The organism is Phaeodactylibacter sp., assembly GCF_040219495.1.
GTDB lineage: Bacteria > Bacteroidota > Bacteroidia > Chitinophagales > Saprospiraceae > Phaeodactylibacter.
Genome location: NZ_JAVJSK010000137.1, coordinates 126224 through 142536 on the forward strand (window position 1 = coordinate 126224; position 16313 = coordinate 142536).

General features: G+C 51.1%; 13 protein-coding genes. 10 read left to right on the top strand and 3 right to left on the bottom strand.

The window, feature by feature from the left end; all coding sequences use genetic code 11:
* The first annotated feature begins 123 nt into the window (after positions 1-123).
* On the top strand, positions 124-1473 hold the full coding sequence (locus tag RIC19_RS22345) for a dihydrolipoamide acetyltransferase family protein (protein ID WP_350180594.1): 1350 nt from the start codon (positions 124-126) through the stop codon (positions 1471-1473).
* A gap of 293 nt (positions 1474-1766) precedes the next feature.
* Positions 1767-4016, top strand: coding sequence for an SPOR domain-containing protein (locus RIC19_RS22350; RefSeq protein ID WP_350180595.1), 2250 nt, complete (start codon positions 1767-1769; stop codon positions 4014-4016).
* Here the strand turns inward: RIC19_RS22350 and apaG are convergent.
* The 3 genes from apaG to RIC19_RS22365 are packed head-to-tail and all read right to left on the bottom strand — an operon-like array spanning position 4013 to position 5840.
* Positions 4013-4399 (bottom strand): Co2+/Mg2+ efflux facilitator ApaG/CorD, encoded by a 387-nt coding sequence (apaG, locus tag RIC19_RS22355; protein ID WP_350180596.1) that lies wholly within the window; start codon positions 4397-4399, stop codon positions 4013-4015. The two genes, RIC19_RS22350 and apaG, sit on opposite strands and share 4 nt — an antisense overlap.
* 2 nt (positions 4400-4401) lie before the next feature.
* Positions 4402-4968, bottom strand: coding sequence for a guanylate kinase (gene gmk / locus RIC19_RS22360; protein WP_350180597.1), 567 nt, complete (start codon positions 4966-4968; stop codon positions 4402-4404).
* Positions 4965-5840 carry a YicC/YloC family endoribonuclease gene (locus RIC19_RS22365; protein WP_350180598.1) on the bottom strand — a complete coding sequence of 292 codons (876 nt, stop codon included), beginning with the start codon at positions 5838-5840 and terminating at the stop codon, positions 4965-4967. Before RIC19_RS22365 ends, gmk begins: the two co-directional genes overlap by 4 nt.
* Positions 5841-6291: 451 nt before the next feature.
* On the opposite strand from RIC19_RS22365, the gene RIC19_RS22370 reads away from it, so the two are divergent.
* From RIC19_RS22370 to RIC19_RS22405, 8 genes are all read left to right on the top strand, one after another.
* A complete protein-coding gene (locus tag RIC19_RS22370) occupies positions 6292-6600 on the top strand; it encodes an HU family DNA-binding protein (protein WP_350180599.1) in 309 nt (102 codons plus the stop codon).
* 11 nt (positions 6601-6611) lie between these two features.
* Positions 6612-7400: a tetratricopeptide repeat protein gene (locus tag RIC19_RS22375; protein WP_350180600.1), complete on the top strand. Its 789-nt coding sequence runs from the start codon at positions 6612-6614 to the stop codon at positions 7398-7400.
* Positions 7401-8190: 790 nt separating this feature from the next.
* A complete protein-coding gene (locus RIC19_RS22380; RefSeq protein WP_350180601.1) occupies positions 8191-9741 on the top strand; it encodes an Rne/Rng family ribonuclease in 1551 nt (516 codons plus the stop codon).
* A gap of 192 nt (positions 9742-9933) precedes the next feature.
* Complete coding sequence (locus RIC19_RS22385; protein ID WP_350180602.1) at positions 9934-11283, top strand: TlpA family protein disulfide reductase; 1350 nt, start codon at positions 9934-9936, stop codon at positions 11281-11283.
* Between the two features lie 31 nt (positions 11284-11314).
* Positions 11315-11623, top strand: coding sequence for a DUF4286 family protein (locus tag RIC19_RS22390; protein ID WP_350180603.1), 309 nt, complete (start codon positions 11315-11317; stop codon positions 11621-11623).
* A gap of 36 nt (positions 11624-11659) precedes the next feature.
* Positions 11660-14335 (top strand): ATP-binding protein, encoded by a 2676-nt coding sequence (locus tag RIC19_RS22395; RefSeq protein ID WP_350180604.1) that lies wholly within the window; start codon positions 11660-11662, stop codon positions 14333-14335.
* 1 nt (position 14336) lies between these two features.
* Positions 14337-15575, top strand: a complete 1239-nt coding sequence (locus tag RIC19_RS22400) for a hypothetical protein (protein ID WP_350180605.1) — start codon at positions 14337-14339, stop codon at positions 15573-15575.
* Positions 15572-16138 (top strand): condensin complex protein MksE, encoded by a 567-nt coding sequence (locus RIC19_RS22405; protein ID WP_350180606.1) that lies wholly within the window; start codon positions 15572-15574, stop codon positions 16136-16138. The genes RIC19_RS22400 and RIC19_RS22405 overlap by 4 nt, the downstream gene beginning before the upstream one ends.
* Positions 16139-16313: the final 175 nt, after the last annotated feature.

The window sequence follows — 16313 nt, forward strand, 5'->3', positions numbered from 1 at the left end:
TAGGGCCCGGAATGCAACGCTTTATTTGTTTTACAAGCGCGAAACGCCTAATTTTGCGGTCTGAAAAGGCACCGGTACTGACCGGCCAAATAGAACCAAAAACACACAACGAAAGAAAGAATTATGGCTCAAGTCGAACTGATCATGCCCAAAATGGGGGAAAGTATCATGGAAGCAACCATCCTCAAATGGGTCAAACAGGTGGGAGATACCGTGGAGGAGGACGAAACCATTCTTGAAATTGCGACAGACAAAGTGGATTCTGAGGTGCCTTCTCCCGTAGATGGAGTGATTCAGGAAATCCTGTTTCAGGAAGATGAAACTATTGAGATCGGCAAAGTCATTGCGATCATCGGTACGGAGGGTGAGGAAGCAGCGCCCAAAGCCAGCCCGAGCGTCAAAGAAACAGCCGAAGCTCCTGCAGCGCAGCGCACCAGCAACGGTGTGGAGCAGGCAGCGCCTCAGCCTGAGCCAGCCATGGTTTCAGCGGATGAGCCCGTGGAGCGTACCGACGGCAATAACCGCTTTTACTCTCCATTGGTACGTACCATAGCTGAAAAAGAAAACATCAGTATGGGAGAGCTGGAGCAGGTCCCGGGCTCCGGGCTGCAAGGCCGGGTCACCAAGAAAGACATTCTGGCCTACGTAGAAAACCGTACGAGCCAGCCTGCGTCAGCCCCTCAGGCGCAGCCACAGGAAACGGCTGCTCCTAAGCCGCCTAAAGCCCCTGCTGCTCAGCCTGCCGCTCCTGCTTCGCCTTCCGGTAATGTGGAGATCGTAGAGATGGACCGCATGCGCCGGATTATTGCCGACCACATGGTGAACTCCAAGAGGACTTCCCCTCACGTGACCTCCTTCGTTGAGGCAGATGTGACTAAAATTGTCAACTGGCGCAATAAGGTGAAGAAGCAGTTCCAGGAATCGCACGGGGAAAAAATTACGTTTACACCGATTTTCATGGAGGCGGTGGCAAAAGCGATCCGGGACTTCCCGATGATCAATGTAACCGTTGACGGCAACACAATTGTCCGGAAGAAAGACGTCAACATCGGTATGGCAGCCGCTTTGCCTTCCGGGAATTTGATTGTGCCGGTGATCAAAAATGCAGACCACCTCAATTTGCTCGGGCTCACCAAGCAAGTCAACAACCTGGCAGCCCGTGCCCGCGCCAATAAGCTCAGTGCAGATGAGATACAGGGGGGCACGTTCACGCTGACGAACGTGGGCACCTTTGGCAATGTAATGGGCACGCCGATTATTAATCAACCGCAGGTGGCTATTCTGGCAGTTGGTGCCATCCGCAAAAAGCCGGCCGTAGTGGAAACGGAGTACGGCGATCTGATTGCCGTGCGGCACATGATGTTCTTATCCTTATCGTATGATCATCGCGTAGTAGATGGATTCCTGGGCGGTTCCTTCCTGCGTAAAGTAGGGGACTACCTGGAGAACTTTGACGATATGCAGACGGTGTAAAATCCCAACAAGCCCTAAAGCCCCAACACGCGCTAAAAAACGCCCAGCCACCGCATCGAATGAAAAAGGGAAAGATAAAAATTGGCACATTCCTTGCATTCGATGCGGTTAAGCTTTATAATAGGAGTGTTTTTGCCCCCCAATCTGATGCGATACAAGCACATAAATGAATAACGCCTTGCTGTGCCCGATAGCTCATTTTGATGCTGTAGGGTTTGATAATTAGTAACCTGTCGACATTAACCCTGGGTAGCATTAGGCCTAAGGCCTGCTCCCGAAAACTATTAGGCGCTATGAGAATTTTGCTACTTGTCGTGCTATCAGCGATGGCAGGACATGTACTCAAGGCACAAACCTACAAAAAGGAAGAAGCCAAAGCATTCTTCGTGAACCAACGGTACGAAGATGCGCTATCTGTATTGAAGTCGGCCAACGCCTTGGTCTCGACTGATCAGGAAGCTCGCTTTATCCTTGCCGTGTGTTATTACCAGACCAATGACCTGGAACAAGCGGCTCAGTTGTTCAAGTCCATTGTGCGTGAAGAGAAAGACCCGTTCCCGGAGTGCTGGCTCTATCTGGGTAAGATCCGCCACGCCATGAATCAGTTTTCGGAAGCGGTAGACTACTATAAAGATTACCTGCGCCGTATCCGTTCCAATCATCCCAACCGGAAAATGGTTTGGGATGACATCCGCCGTTGTGCAACGGGAATGCGCCTACAATACCTCCCCTCAGAAGTTTATGCAGAGAACCTGGGGTTAGAAGTAAATGGCAGTGGAGATGAGTTTGCCCCAGTGCCCAGCCCCAACTACAGTAACCGGCTTTACTTCTCTTCTATGCGCAACGGTAATCTCGGAGGGCGCAGAGATGAGAATGGCATGCCAGACAGCCGCACCGGGCAGTTTTACAGCGACATCTACTCCTGCCGCTCAGCTACAGGCGGTGGCGGTAGCTGGCAGGAAGTCCGCTCTGTTGGTTATCTGGTCAACAGCACCCGCCATGATGTCTTGTTTGATTTTAACGCAGATGGCAGAGTGCTGTATTTCTTTCAGGGCTGGCGCAATGACGATGCCAAAATCCGGGTCGATACTTTCCAGACTGACCAGGAAGACCGCACCGTGAGCTCAGATGTTTTTAAGGGCCCCATCGCACCAACTTATGGGGACGAAGCCTTTTTCTTCGCGAGCGATTATCTGGTCTATTTTGCCAGCCGGCGGCCCGGAGGCTACGGCGGGCTGGACCTCTACCGACTCGAGTTTAAAGAAGGAGCGTGGGGGGAGCCTGTCAACCTCGGCCCTCAGATCAATACCTCCTACGATGAAACGACGCCATTTCTGGCACGAGACCGAATGACATTATACTACAGCACCAATCACCCCGACCTTAGTATTGGCGGGCTGGATGTGGTGAAATCAGTATTTAATCCAAACTCGGAGACCTGGACCCTGCCAGAGAATCTGCTCACAAAGATCAATTCCTCCGAAGATGATGCCTACTTCCGCATCGCCAAGGATGGGTTTACGGGCTTCTTTGCCTCTTCCCGGAAAGACGGGTACGGGCAACGCGACCTCTATGCGGCCCACTTCGAGAACTTCCTGCCCGAAATGGAACTCCGGGTCGATGACTATTCCGGTAACGTAGAATCCAAACTGGTAGAGCCTGAAATCACGGGCCCTCCCGAAGATATGGCCGCCAGCCTGGATGCAGAAGTAACGGAAGTGCCGAATGCAGAAATACAGGTTCCCAAAGTGGGAGAAAAACCCGCTCCTGAGCTTCCAGCTATTGGTGAGGAACTGCCGGTTGAACCACAGCTAACCACCGATATACCTGTTATCGAAGAAGGTGCGGAAATAGCTGGTATCTTCCTGCCCCCGTTTTATCTAAAAGAGGAGGCGTCACCGGCCCTTTCGGATAAGCAAGACGAACAGTTGCAGGAAATTACTGATATCATGCGCAGCAAAACCGATGCTTACCTCATCCTTACGGCTTACCAGCGCACGGTCGAAGACTCCAAAGGCAAAGTCGTCTTTACTGGTGTTCAGCAGGCCAAAGGTTTGGGGGAAGTGCTTCAGGATAAAGGTGTGCCCGCCGATCGTATTTTCATCAGAGGGCTTTTGTCCGATGAAGCCGCTGAAACGGAATGCGGCGTCGACTTCTCTTTTTATCTGCCGGAAGGGCAGGCTGCCACTACGGAATTGCCGGTTATAGGGTTGCGGTATGCCAATGCTGTGCCTGAGCACCCGGTACACGAGCGCCTGTTGTATAAGGTACAGGTAGGTGCACTGAGCGGTGCTTACAACACCAATAGTCTGGATGCGTATGAAAACGTTATGGTGGAGCGGCAATTGGATGGCCCGTACTATCGGTATACGGTGGGAGCGTTCACGAGTTTTACCGAAGCAGAGGCTTTTAAAACGAAGCTTCTGGAAGGTGCGTTTTCTTCCGCTTACGTGGTGGCCTACATTGATGGCCGCCGGGCAGACCAAATGCGCGCCCGCCGCCACATCATAGACTTTCCGGACCTCAAGGCTTACACCGATTAGTTAAGCCGAAGGGGGGCGATCAGAAAAAAGGTGGGGATGATAGCTTTGAACGTGGTGTTGTCCAGGATATTGACCATCTGAAAAGCACCATGCATTTTACCAATACCGGTAGAAAGGTCGCACCAGGAAGCATACCTGTGTTTGCCACCCGGCGGTAGTACCGGTTGCTGTCCTACTACGCCCTCGCCTTCCACTTCGCGCACATGCCCGTTGGCATCCCAGATAAACCAGTGGCGGTGAAGTAGCTGTACCGTTTCTTTACTGTTGTTTTCAATGGTGATTTCGTAGGCAAAAATATAGCGTTGTTGGGCAGGCCGGGAGTAGGCGGCCTGATAAGAAGGTTGTACGGTAATCTGTATGCCTTTGGTCGTTTGCGTTGCCATGTTCAGGCAGGCTTTATTGCGTCTTCAATAATTTGTTCTGCTGCGGTAAGCGCTTCCTGCAGGTTGTCATTGACGAGCACGATGTCAAACCGGCTTTCGTAGCTCAATTCCTCTTCAGCGCGGTCCAGCCGTTTTTTCAGATTGGCTTCGTCTTCAGTCCCACGGGCCGTAAGGCGGTTGCGCAAGGCATCCATAGAGGGCGGCTTCACGAATATCGCGATGGCTTCATTGGGGTAGGCCTGCTTGATATTGACAGCCCCTTTGACATCAATATCGAAGACAATATGTTTGCCCTCGCCCCAGAGCCGTTCAACTTCTCGTTTGAGGGTACCATAGAAAAGGCCTTCATAGACCTCCTCCCATTCTACAAAGCCACCGTTTTTAACCAGCGTTTTGAAGGTGTCAGGCGCCAGGAAGTAGTAGTCCTTCCCATCCGTTTCGTGCGGGCGTTTGGGGCGGGTGGTTGCCGAAATGGAAAAGGACAAATCTTCATAGTGATTCAGGAGATGCCGGACGATCGTGGTTTTGCCGGCCCCCGAAGGTGCTGCAAATAAAAAAAGCTTACTCATACGGTGTTCGCCACTTGTTCTTTTACCTTCTCCAATTCATCTTTCATTTCAACAACGAGCTTTTGAATAGAGGACGAATAAGCTTTTGCGCCCATCGTGTTGATCTCGCGCCCCATCTCCTGGCTGATAAAGCTCAGCTTACGGCCTTTGAGGGGTTGGGGTTTGTTAAGCTCTTCAATGAAATATTTGCAGTGTTGTTCCAGGCGTACCTTTTCCTCGGTAATGTCGATTTTTTCCAGATAGAAGAGGATTTCCTGTTCAAAGCGGCTATCATCCACTTTATCCTTACCGAGGTGCTCCTCCAGGCTTTGCCGCATGCGCTGCCGCAGCTTGGTCACCCGCTCTTCCTCTTCGGGGTTGAGCTGATGGAGGAGGTGCGCGATATTGTCAACTCTGAGTTGCAGGTCGCCTTTCAAAGCGTTGCCTTCTGCGGTTCGGAAGGCGGTGAACTTCTCAACAGCCAAGTCAAGCGCTTCTTTCACGGCAGCCCACTCTTTTTCGTCAATGCTATCGGCAGCGGTAGCTACGACAGAAGGTAAGCGGAGAATCGCCTGCAGCATATCGCCGTCCGGGATGTTGAGCTCGGAAGAGAGCCGGCTGAGCTCCCGGTGGTACTTCCGGAAGAGCGCTTCGTTGAGGCTAAATTCTTCGTCTCCGCTAGCGGAGACGACATCAATACTGACTTCAATTTTTCCACGGTGAACGCGGTCAGAAATGATCTTCCGCAGGTCGTGTTCTTTTTCGCGGTAATTTTGTGGGATTTTAGCCCGGATATCCGTGTACTTACTATTAAGAGAACGGAGTTCTACATTAATGGTCTTATCCTTAAAAGGGTGCGACGCGCGGCCGTAACCTGTCATCGATAGCAGCATATAACTTATTTTAGGTTGCTAAGAGCCTGCCTGGGGTTGTGGTCTTTGAGGCGAAAGCTAACACTTTTTTGATTAAAGGAGGTGCGAAAACCGGAGCCTGCACGGATGAGGGTTTTCGAAACGAAGGATAATCATAAAAATGCAGTTTGCCTCTAGCACCTGCCTGCTTGCCACAAGGCAGGCAGGCGAGCCCGTATGGGCAGACCGGTAACCAAAACCCCAGAAAGCGCTTAGCCCGGAAGGCAGGCTAGTACAGCCGGAGTTTTGCAATGCGCAAAGATAAAGAAAGGAATGGAAAAGTCGTTTTTTTGCTGTAACCAGTTGAGCGCGAAGCAAAAAAAGTAAAAATAAACTAAACATTTATTTTCGATTAAAAAAATAAATACCGAACTTTGCCCTTCGTTTTGAAAAACAAGGATTGTTATAACTGACTATAAACCAAGAACTAACGATGAGAAAAGCTGATTTGGTTGCAGCGATTTCAGAAAAAACAGGTGTGCCTAAAGTAGACGTATTGGTTACCTTGGAGACTTTCTTCAAAGAAGTGAAAGGTAGTCTTTCCGAGGGTGAAAACGTATATATCCGAGGCTTTGGCTCTTTCGTGATTAAAAAGCGCGCTAAGAAAATTGGACGCCATATCAAGAAAAACATAGCCATAGAAATTCCTGAGCATTACATTCCTTCATTCAAGCCTGCAAAAGTTTTTGTGGAACAGGTCAAAGAGAATGTAGATTCTTTGCCGGAGGAGGATTCGAAATAACTGTTAGCAGTATGACAAAGCTTCAGTGGTCGGTTATTGCAGGGGCTACAGCGCTGTTTTTGCTGCTTTACCTGGGCTGTGACCGAAAGCCGGAAGATATCGCAAGCCTGGAAACGTCCAGAGCTCTGTCCGTTGAAAGTACAGATATTAATTCGGTAATTGAGGAAGCAAAAGCAGCACTCAAGCCCGCACAAAGTTCGCTGATCCTGGGGTTAGAGCAGGACTTAGAGTCCACTCTTGAGGACAGCAACCGGGTAGTGCTTTATAAGGAATTGTCCGGAGAATGGTACCAATTGCAACGTTTCTCCATTGCAGGCTACTATGCACAGCAAGTTGCTGAGGTGGAAAATACCGAGGGCAGTTGGTCTATTGCCGGAACTACGTATTCCATTTGTACCCAACGAACAACCGACGACCGGATCAAGGCGTTTTGTACAGGTAGGGCAATACAGGCCTTTGAGAATGCCATTTCCCTGAGCCCGGACAACGTAGCTAACCGGGTTAATTTAGCACTGACTTACACGAATAACCCTCCGCAGGACAACCCCATGAAAGGGGTATTAATGCTCAGGACACTCAACCAAGAGGAACCGAACAACGTTTTAGTACTTAATGCACTTGGTCGTCTATCTATTCGTACCGGACAGTTCGAGAATGCTGTTATGCGACTGGAAGCGGCCTTAGATGCTGACCCGCAAAATGCGACAACCATCTGTTTACTGGCTCAAGCCTACGAAGGCGCTGGAAACGCTGAGCAAGCCACGGTGTTTGCTGAGCAGTGCCGGCAGCTGAGACAGTAACTATTTTCATACTTTGATTTATTCATTTTTAAAAGGACTCTGATTATGCCTTGTGGAAAGAAGAGAAAAAGACATAAGATCGCAACGCACAAACGCAAAAAACGTTTGCGCAAGAATCGCCATAAGAAGAAGAACAAGTAAGTGATTTTCGGTAGCTTCCGGGGCTGGGGTTCATTCCCATTCCCGGAAGCGGCATGTTTAGGCGTGGTATCGTACATCAGCTATGCCGTATGAAAGCCGTGGCTCGTTTTCTCCAAAAGGATACGTGATCCACAACCTCATACCCTATTCAGCTGTTAACCGCTGATCCATTTCAGATCAATACCTCCGGTTAAGGGGTGTTGAAAGAAGAAAGATAAAGACTTCTTTGACAGGTTTGTGACGACTTCATGGTAGGCCCGCATCAATTGAGTGGCTGCCGTAGAGCCTGCACAATCGGATTATTGAAAGCTGTAAAGAACCTCACGGCGCTGACTGCGCGCGTTGAAAGTAATAAAGAATTAGCCTCTAAATCAGGCTCATAAAAGAAAAGAAAGCAGCTTCCTTCCTGTCAGAGCAGACAATAACTTACTATATAGTAGCCCGTTGGTGCTGCAGACTTCAATTTCTAAAACAAGTCTTTGCAGCGCCTGTAGTGGCCTCTTCAACGGTTCTTTTCCACTGCTGTTCGTATCTCGCTTAACTGCTGATACCGAATTTATCTTTGACTTCCGCCTGTGACCGGTCAATTGCTCCCGTTTGGGTACAATATGAGCCTTGGTCACTTTGGCAGGAGCCCAAAAAAAAAACCGTGGAAAAAGAACTCATTATCAATTCCACCCCCACGGAGGTTCAAATTGCGTTGCTTGAAAATGGCAAGCTAGTAGAGATACACTACCAGAAAACCAACGACAATTTTACCGTAGGGGACATTTTTGTAGGGCGTGTCAAACGCCTTATGCCTGGCCTTAATGCTGCCTTTGTAGATATCGGGCACCCTAAGGACGCTTTTCTGCACTATACCGACCTGGGTCCCAAGCTCAAATCGCTCCTTAAGTTTACCAACGGCGCGATGTCGGGTGGGGTCAATACCCATACCCTCGACAACTTCAAGATGGAGCCGGAGATTATTAAGACCGGTAAAGTGGATCAGGTGGTCGGCAAAAAACAGCCTATTCTGGTGCAGGTGCTCAAAGAGCCCATTTCCACCAAAGGGCCACGCCTGAGCTGCGAACTGACCCTGCCGGGTCGTTACATCGTTTTGACACCATTCTCAAACGTGGTTGCCGTTTCCAAAAAAATAGCTAACGCTGAGGAGCGTAAACGCTTGCATTTGCTCGTGGAAAGCATCCGGCCGAAGAACTTTGGCGTGATCGTGCGCACGGCAGCGGAGGGTAAGAAAGTGGCTGACCTCCACGAAGAGATCATTCAGATCATGCAGAGCTGGGAAGACATCCACAAGCAGCTGCACAAGGCCAAACCACCACTAAAACTGCTGAGCGAACTGGATAAGACCTCGAGTATCCTCCGGGATGTACTTACGGACTCCTTCAACCGTATCGTGGTCAATGACAAGCAGATGTACCAGAATATCAGAGGATACCTGGAAAACATCTCGCCGGAACAAGTCAAAATCGTCAACCTGCACCGGTCGAATAAGCCGATCTTTGATACACACGGTATTACGAAGCAAATTAAGGCTTCCTTTGGGAAAACCGCTACGATGCCCAGCGGCGCTTACCTCGTGATCGAGCATACCGAAGCTATGCACGTGGTGGATGTGAATAGTGGCCATAAAATGGGGAGCTCCAAACAGGAAGATACCGTTATGAGGGTCAACCTGGAGGCTGCAGAAGAAATTGCCCGTCAGTTGCGCTTGCGCGATATCGGGGGCATTATTATTATCGACTTCATCGATATGCGCAAGGCGGAGCAGCGCAGAGACCTGATCAAAGCCATGCGGCAGTTTATGAAGAAGGACCGCGCACAGCATACCATTTTGCCGTTGAGTAAATTCGGGCTCATGCAGATTACCCGTCAGCGGGTACGGCCGGAGGTCAATATCAGTACCTCAGAAGTATGCCCCACCTGTAACGGAACCGGCAAAATCAATGCATCCCTGCTCATTTACGACGAGATTGAGCGCGACCTGAACTTCATCGTACAGTCCCGCCCGAAATCAAAAGTGAAGTTGCTGGTCCACCCGTTCATTGAGGCCTACCTCAAAAAAGGGTTGCCAAGCGTACAGATGCGCTGGTATATGAATTTCTACAAGTGGGTACGCATTCAGGCTAATAATGACTTTCACTTGACGAAGTACAAGTTTTACGACGAGAATGAAGATGAAATCCGACTGAACTAATGTTCGGGCAAAAGGTGAAGTGGTGAGATGCTTCACCTTTTGTATTTTTAGCACTTCGACAATTTTTGGGGCAACCACAAATCACGATAAGTGGGAAGCACGGCGCTTTCGGTTCCTATCACCTGCTCCTTGTCTACTGCATTGATCAAAGTGGGGGTATTTTCAAAATTGGACGCAAAAAGACAGAACACCATGTATAAGTTACTCATCCCATTATTCGTACTGTGGGCGGCGGTTTCCGTCACCATAGCCCAGGAAGCAGTTGTAGAAGTGAACCTGACGGGCTGCCAGGAGCCTTTGTCCCTGTTGCAGTTTGATGGCAGTCAGTTCTATCCGGTACAAGCTATAACCGAAGTCAATGATGACCGGTATCAGATCGGGCTGCCGAAGCAGGACGCTGCGTTTTTCTACATCGGTACCAGCCCCAGCAACATGACTCCCATTCTTTTAGGGGAGGAAGATACGGTGCGGCTCACCGGCAATTGCCTTAAAATCAGTGCGGCTAAGGTTAGCGACTCTCCGCTAAACGCCAACTACCGTGTACTCAAGACAGAGATGAACGCCCTGAAGCAGGAAGGTGTGGGCCTGATACGCCGCTATCAGTCTAAGCGGGACAGTGCCAGCCGGGCAACAGTAGTAGCCGATATGAAAGCATTGGACGAAAAAAAACTTGATCTGCTCCGGAAAGCGGAAAAACAGCATCCTCTGTTTGGCCCGATCGTGCGCCTGAATACTTACCTGAGTTACCACAACCATGGCGAAGGGTATGGCAATGAGATTGAATACTTTGCTAAAGAGTACTTTGGGCTGGCTGATTTTTCCGAGCCTGTATATGGGAAGTTGCCCTGGGTCTTCGAAGGCTTTAAGGAATATGCCAACACCCTGGCCAGCATCGGCATCAGCGCCGAGCGGCAGCAGCAGTTCATCGAACAGGCGATATCGGGCATGGAACCGGGCACACCGGTGCATAAGCTTGCCCTTTCAGGTGTGGTCTCGGCTTTGAAGCAAAAGAACGGTCAAAGCTTCACCTATTTTGCCAGGGCATTTATTGAGGCTTATAAAGAAAAGGACCCGGACGCTGCCGCCAGTATGTATGCACAGATCGAACAAATGAAGGCACTGCTGGAAGGAGGTACCGCACCAAGCTTCTCACAGGCTAAGCCGGATGGAGCTGAGCTGAGCCTTGCCGATTTCAGAGGCAAAGTCGTTTTGCTGGATTTCTGGGCAAGTTGGTGTGGCCCCTGCCGGCGCGAAAACCCGAATGTGGTGAAAGTCTATGAAAAGTATAAAGACAAGGGCTTTGAAATCCTGGGCATCAGCCTGGACAGCAACCGCGATAAATGGCTGAAGGCTATAGAAGCAGACAGCCTGACCTGGCCCCACGTGAGTGACCTGAAAGGCTGGCAAAATGAAGTCGCCCAACTGTATGGCGTCCGTTCTATCCCGCACACGGTGCTGATCGATGCCGAAGGGCAGGTCATTGCAAATAAACTTCGCGGGCCCGCACTCGAAGCTAAATTGGCAGAAATATTCGGAGAGTAAGAGCCTGCGCCTCTTCATTTAAAAAATCAGCATGAGCAAAATCCTCTACAACGTAACGGTCAAGGTAGACCACGCTATACACGAAGACTGGCTTCGCTGGATGCGGCGGGTACATATCCCTGCGGTCATGGAGACCGGTATGTTCATCGAGCACCGAATCTCCCGCCTTCTGGGCACCGATGAGGCGGATGGGTTCACCTACAGCATACAGTACCTGTGCCCGAACATGACAACCTACCAACTGTACCAGGAGCAATACGCCTACCTCTTGCAAAAGGACCATCAGGATCGCTACAAAGGTAAGTTCGTTGCCTTTCGAACCCTCATGAAAGTGTTGTAGGGGTAACTTAGTCTCGTTTTTTTATCTTTGTCGGCTATGCTGACCAAACTCGTACTCATTAACTCCTGTGCCTACAAAATGGCGGAGGTCGGATTCGAACACGGCCATTCCCTGCAATTGGTAGGCCCTAATAACGTAGGCAAGAGTTCGCTCATCTATGCCCTCAATTTCCTGTTCCTGGTCAATAAGCGACTGATGAACTTCAGCGGGCAACGTACAGCAGACAAAGAAACCCTGGCCCACTATTTCCCGAGCCCGGAGCGGAGCTTCATCCTCTTTGAGGTGAAAAAGCGGGACCGGCGCTACTGTATGCTGGTACACCGCAATGCTGACAACGAGGTGCTTTACACCCGTATTGACCATTCCTACCAAAGGAGCGACTTCTTTGAAGAGCAAGCCGACGGGCAGCACCTGCGCAGTTATAAAGAACTCATGCGCACGGTCGTAAAAGCCGGAGCCAAGGTGAAAAAGGTCGATCAGGTGCAGGAAATCCTCAAGCATATTTACCAGGTGGGCGACCGCAATGATGCAGTGGTATGGCTGACCGATAAGTGCAAAATAAGCGGTACCTACAACAGCTTCAATAAGGTCTACCGCTACCTCATCAATTCCAAACTGATTGATAACCGGGCACTGAAGGACATCCTGCTGATTGCAGATAGCCGCGATCAGGATGAGCTGAGCTATAGCCGGCAAAATATTCAACAGATCGACCGGTTGCGGTACCAAAGCCAGCAGTTGGCTGTCCTCAAAAATATTGAGACAGAGTTTAGCCAGTTCAAAAACCTGGTAGGGGAGGTGGAGGCCCACTACGAGCTGCTCTGCCAGCAAGCCGCCACTTTTTTCGCCAGTGCCAACCTGCGGCGGGCAGTACTCATGGAACAACGGCACCGCAAGAAACAGGAAATTGAAACACTGGAAGCCGAGCTAGCGGCTAAAAGCGTAGAGAATGACCGCATCAATCAGCAAAAAGGGCGGCTCGACTATGAGCTGCGCCAGCTGAAAGAAGCGGCAGCCCGCCTTGAACAACAACAAAAAGAAGCGCTGGAATTGCCAGCCGAAAGCCTGTTGGAGCAGCAGCTGCAGAACCAGCAAAGCCAGGTGGAGCAGCTTTGGTTCCGGCTGCAGCAGTATGCCGCACATGCCTCCCAGCCTACCGATCAGCTACAGCGCCGAATTGACCGCCTGGACCAGCAAATTCAGCGTAAAGTTGCCCAACAGACAGATATCAACGACTGGCTTGTCGCTCATCTGGCAAAAGAGGATACGCACCGCCGGCTGCTCAACAGCATCCTGCACCCCGATATCGCTCGTTTGCCCCAATCACAAATCAAAAAGCCAGTCACGAAGGCCACCCGCCTCATCGAGCTTTTCGATGGGCAAATTGAGCTGCCTGAGGACTTTGTGCTGCAAGAGGTTAGCAATCCTGAGCAACTGGCAGAGGAGGTCGCAGAACTACAGCAGGAGCGGGACCGCTATGCGCAGTTGATGGACACCGCACGGAACAGTGCCGAGCTCAAAGCCCAGCTGGAAGCTGCAAGAGCAGAACGCCAAAGGCTGGAGGAGGCCTTGCGGCAGGTCAGGACCTTGCCCGAAATCAAAAACGAGCTCAAAAACGAGCAGCAGGCTATCCGCAAACAGGAGAAGCAGCTTAAAATACTGGAGCAGGAATACCGGACGGTGCAGGAAGACCTGCAGCGCCGGCAAAGTGCGGTCCGGCAACTACAGGAAGAAGTCCTGAACATTGAGCAGTCTACCCGTGACCTCGAGCGCGATCAGCGGGAGATCGAAGAAATGAACTTGCCCACGATGGAGCCCAGTGCTCAGGAGATGGTGCGCACCCCGGAGGCTATCCGGCAGCTCTTTGCTCAAGTCAAACAACTGCGCAAGGAGATTGTCCAAAAACGGGAAGCCCGGCAACGCCTCTTCCAGCAACTCAAGGATAAGACCCAGTTTGACCTGGCCGACGAGCAGCAGTTCGTCCTGCAATTGGAGCAGGAAATGCTGTCCGTTGCCGATAAGCAGCAAAGTATTGAAAGCCTCCTGGAAAGCATCGCGGTGCAGTTTGCCAACCCGGCTCAGCGCTTCCTTGATGCTTACGAAGAGTTCAAAGCCTTCGTGCACCACGAGTTCAACCGCACCCTGGGCGAAATACAGATTTCCAACCTGGAGTCGCTGAACGTACTGCTTGAGCCCAACGAGCGCCTGCAGGACGACCTGCGTGCCATTGCCGAGCTTTCCCTGACCACCGATGGCCTCTTCCGCATGCCCGACCACACCGCCAAGCGGCTGGATATCCTGCGGGAGTACCTCGAAAAAGGGCAGGCTATCGCCTTCAGTGACTTGTTTAACCTGCAGCTGCGGCTTTCCATCAACGGTAAAGTCCGCTCCGTCAACCTGGGCCGGCAGGTGGAATCTGATGGCACCGACCGCATGCTGCGCCTCATTATCGTCATGGCGGTCATCAGCCGGTTGTCGCAGCGGAGCCCGGACAACCGGGTGGTCTTGTTTATTGATGAGATCGCCACCATCGATGGGAAGAACCGGCCACAACTGGTGGAGTTCTGCAAAGAGCACCACTTTTACCCCATTTTTGCCGCCCCGGATATTGTGGACGGCTTCGACCAGTACCTGCTCATTCAGCGGCAGCCCAGCGGGCAATTGGTGGTAGACGAGCAAAAACACGTCATTCAAGTAGCGCAAGCGGTATAGCATGATCTTAAAAGCAGAACCGGATAAGGCCCTCCGATTTCTCGAAGACAACTTCGGGCTGTTCCGTACGCTCTACCGCCTGCAACTGGAGCATAGTGTCATCAACCGGGAGCTCTTTGAGGAAATCACGGCTGATAAAGCCGACGTGATTGTCAAGCGGATGCTGGATTATAAGCTTGTCGTCAGTCAGCCCAATGGCTTCCGGATCAACGAGCCGGTACGTACATTTCTGGCTTTCCTGCTCAATGAGTTCAAACCGTTACTCCCCGAAGAACTGACCAAATACCGGCAGGCATTCCAGGAGTTGTTCAAAGGGATTCAGGCCTTTCGGGATGAAGATATCCTGATCCTGGCCGAGCGCCTCGATGCATTCTACGAGGAATTGCAAGAGTTTTTGGAGAACGTGGAAAGCAATACCAGCCAGCTGCTGCGCAACAGTCAGTACCTGAAGGCTAACAAAGGGGAAATACCATACAGTGAGCGGGTGCGGCGGGCCCGCCACCTGATCGAATATTACATCGAGCCGCTCAACCGAATCCTGAACGTCCAGAAAAAGCAATCCATTACCAATTTGCTGAATCAGGTATCTGCCTATGTGAACGTGGAGCGCTTCAACCACCCGCACACGGGTATCCGGCAACGCTTCGAGCGCCTGCATGAACTCCTTAGGGATGCAGAAGTGCGCATCCTCCGGCAGTCGCACGTGGTGACGCGGGAGTTGCTGCCCCTGATTGAGCGGCTTCAGACCGAGTCGGAAATCCTTAGTGGCTGGCTTTACTTTTTGGAGCGGCCGTTTTTGCACGAAGTTCCGGTGATGCCCGCCCGCCGGCTGTTTACCCTCACCGGCAGTAACGTTGGTGTGGGGCTGGAGCTATTCCTGCAGCAGTTTGAGCGCCGCCCGGCCGATATCGTCCTCAAGGATGAAGAGACCACCCCGGTCAATACCCGGCAGGTGTATTTCAACCGGCGGCTTTACCAGCAATCCCTGCAGGCTGCAGTGCCCGTTAGCAACTACTTTGAATGGTGCTATGAGATGATGGAAGCCCACGAAGCTATGCCGAGCACCGAGCGCTTCCTCAAAATTGGCAGCCTGCTTTTTGAAGAAGCTGATACGTATGATGCTGAATTTGGCGAAGGCCGCATACAGCTACAGATTGAGTCCGCCGTCTTTGACCTGCCTGTTATGGAAGTCCATTTGAAGGCTCAGGGAGAGACGGCTCAAAAAACAGTTCCCGTATGAATATCCAGACACCTGCCGAGCGCAATATGACCTTTCCTGAAGGACATCAGGATGTGGTGGAAGCCCTTCTGGTAGACGGCCGCTTTTTGCTGGAAGGCGACCCTGCCTTTATGACGTTGAAGCAGCATGTCGATTTCTACCAGGCTTTCTTTCAGGAGTCCTTCGGGCTATCCCTGCAGTACCAAAGCGAGTATGCCTTTTTGCAGAGCGGGCGCGATAGTGACCCCCTTTCCCGCGATGTGTGCATTTTTCTGGGGGTGCTTTGCTACGAACTTGACCGGGAGGGCTATAATTTACTGGAGCAGTTGTCTTTTCACACCCTCGAATTCGAACAGGTAGAGCAGATGTTTGAGTTGTCCTCCTTCCGGGAAGTGTTGGATGCCACCACTAATCTGCAGGATGCTCAGGCCCGCCGCAATTTCTACAACCGCCTGCAACGCCGGCGCATTATTGATAAACTGGATGACCAAACCTTCCGGTTTACTCCAGCCCATAAGTATTTTCTGGAGTTCGCCCGGTCGGTAGCCCGCTATAATCAGCGGTTGGTAGAGGAAGAAGAGTAAGCGCGTTTACACAGCCCCTCAGATGCATCATTTTAGAGCGTGTTGGGACTTTTGTCTTCTAGTCGAAAACTAACAATTTTTTGGTTAGACGAGGCACGAAAACCGGAGTTTAGCCTTAGCTAAATAGCCTGTCCCGCAGTTTGCGGGAAGGATTTTCGGGGCGAAGTATAAGCAA

Coding starts and splice junctions, on each gene's coding strand:
- RIC19_RS22370 (WP_350180599.1), top strand. CDS start 6,292: ATGAGAAAAGCTGATTTGGTTGCAGCGATTTCAGAAAAAACAGGTGTG.
- RIC19_RS22405 (WP_350180606.1), top strand. CDS start 15,572: ATGAATATCCAGACACCTGCCGAGCGCAATATGACCTTTCCTGAAGGA.
- RIC19_RS22400 (WP_350180605.1), top strand. CDS start 14,337: ATGATCTTAAAAGCAGAACCGGATAAGGCCCTCCGATTTCTCGAAGAC.
- RIC19_RS22395 (WP_350180604.1), top strand. CDS start 11,660: ATGCTGACCAAACTCGTACTCATTAACTCCTGTGCCTACAAAATGGCG.
- RIC19_RS22385 (WP_350180602.1), top strand. CDS start 9,934: ATGTATAAGTTACTCATCCCATTATTCGTACTGTGGGCGGCGGTTTCC.
- apaG (WP_350180596.1), bottom strand. CDS start 4,399: ATGGCAACGCAAACGACCAAAGGCATACAGATTACCGTACAACCTTCT.
- RIC19_RS22365 (WP_350180598.1), bottom strand. CDS start 5,840: ATGCTGCTATCGATGACAGGTTACGGCCGCGCGTCGCACCCTTTTAAG.
- RIC19_RS22345 (WP_350180594.1), top strand. CDS start 124: ATGGCTCAAGTCGAACTGATCATGCCCAAAATGGGGGAAAGTATCATG.
- RIC19_RS22375 (WP_350180600.1), top strand. CDS start 6,612: ATGACAAAGCTTCAGTGGTCGGTTATTGCAGGGGCTACAGCGCTGTTT.
- RIC19_RS22390 (WP_350180603.1), top strand. CDS start 11,315: ATGAGCAAAATCCTCTACAACGTAACGGTCAAGGTAGACCACGCTATA.
- RIC19_RS22350 (WP_350180595.1), top strand. CDS start 1,767: ATGAGAATTTTGCTACTTGTCGTGCTATCAGCGATGGCAGGACATGTA.
- gmk (WP_350180597.1), bottom strand. CDS start 4,968: ATGAGTAAGCTTTTTTTATTTGCAGCACCTTCGGGGGCCGGCAAAACC.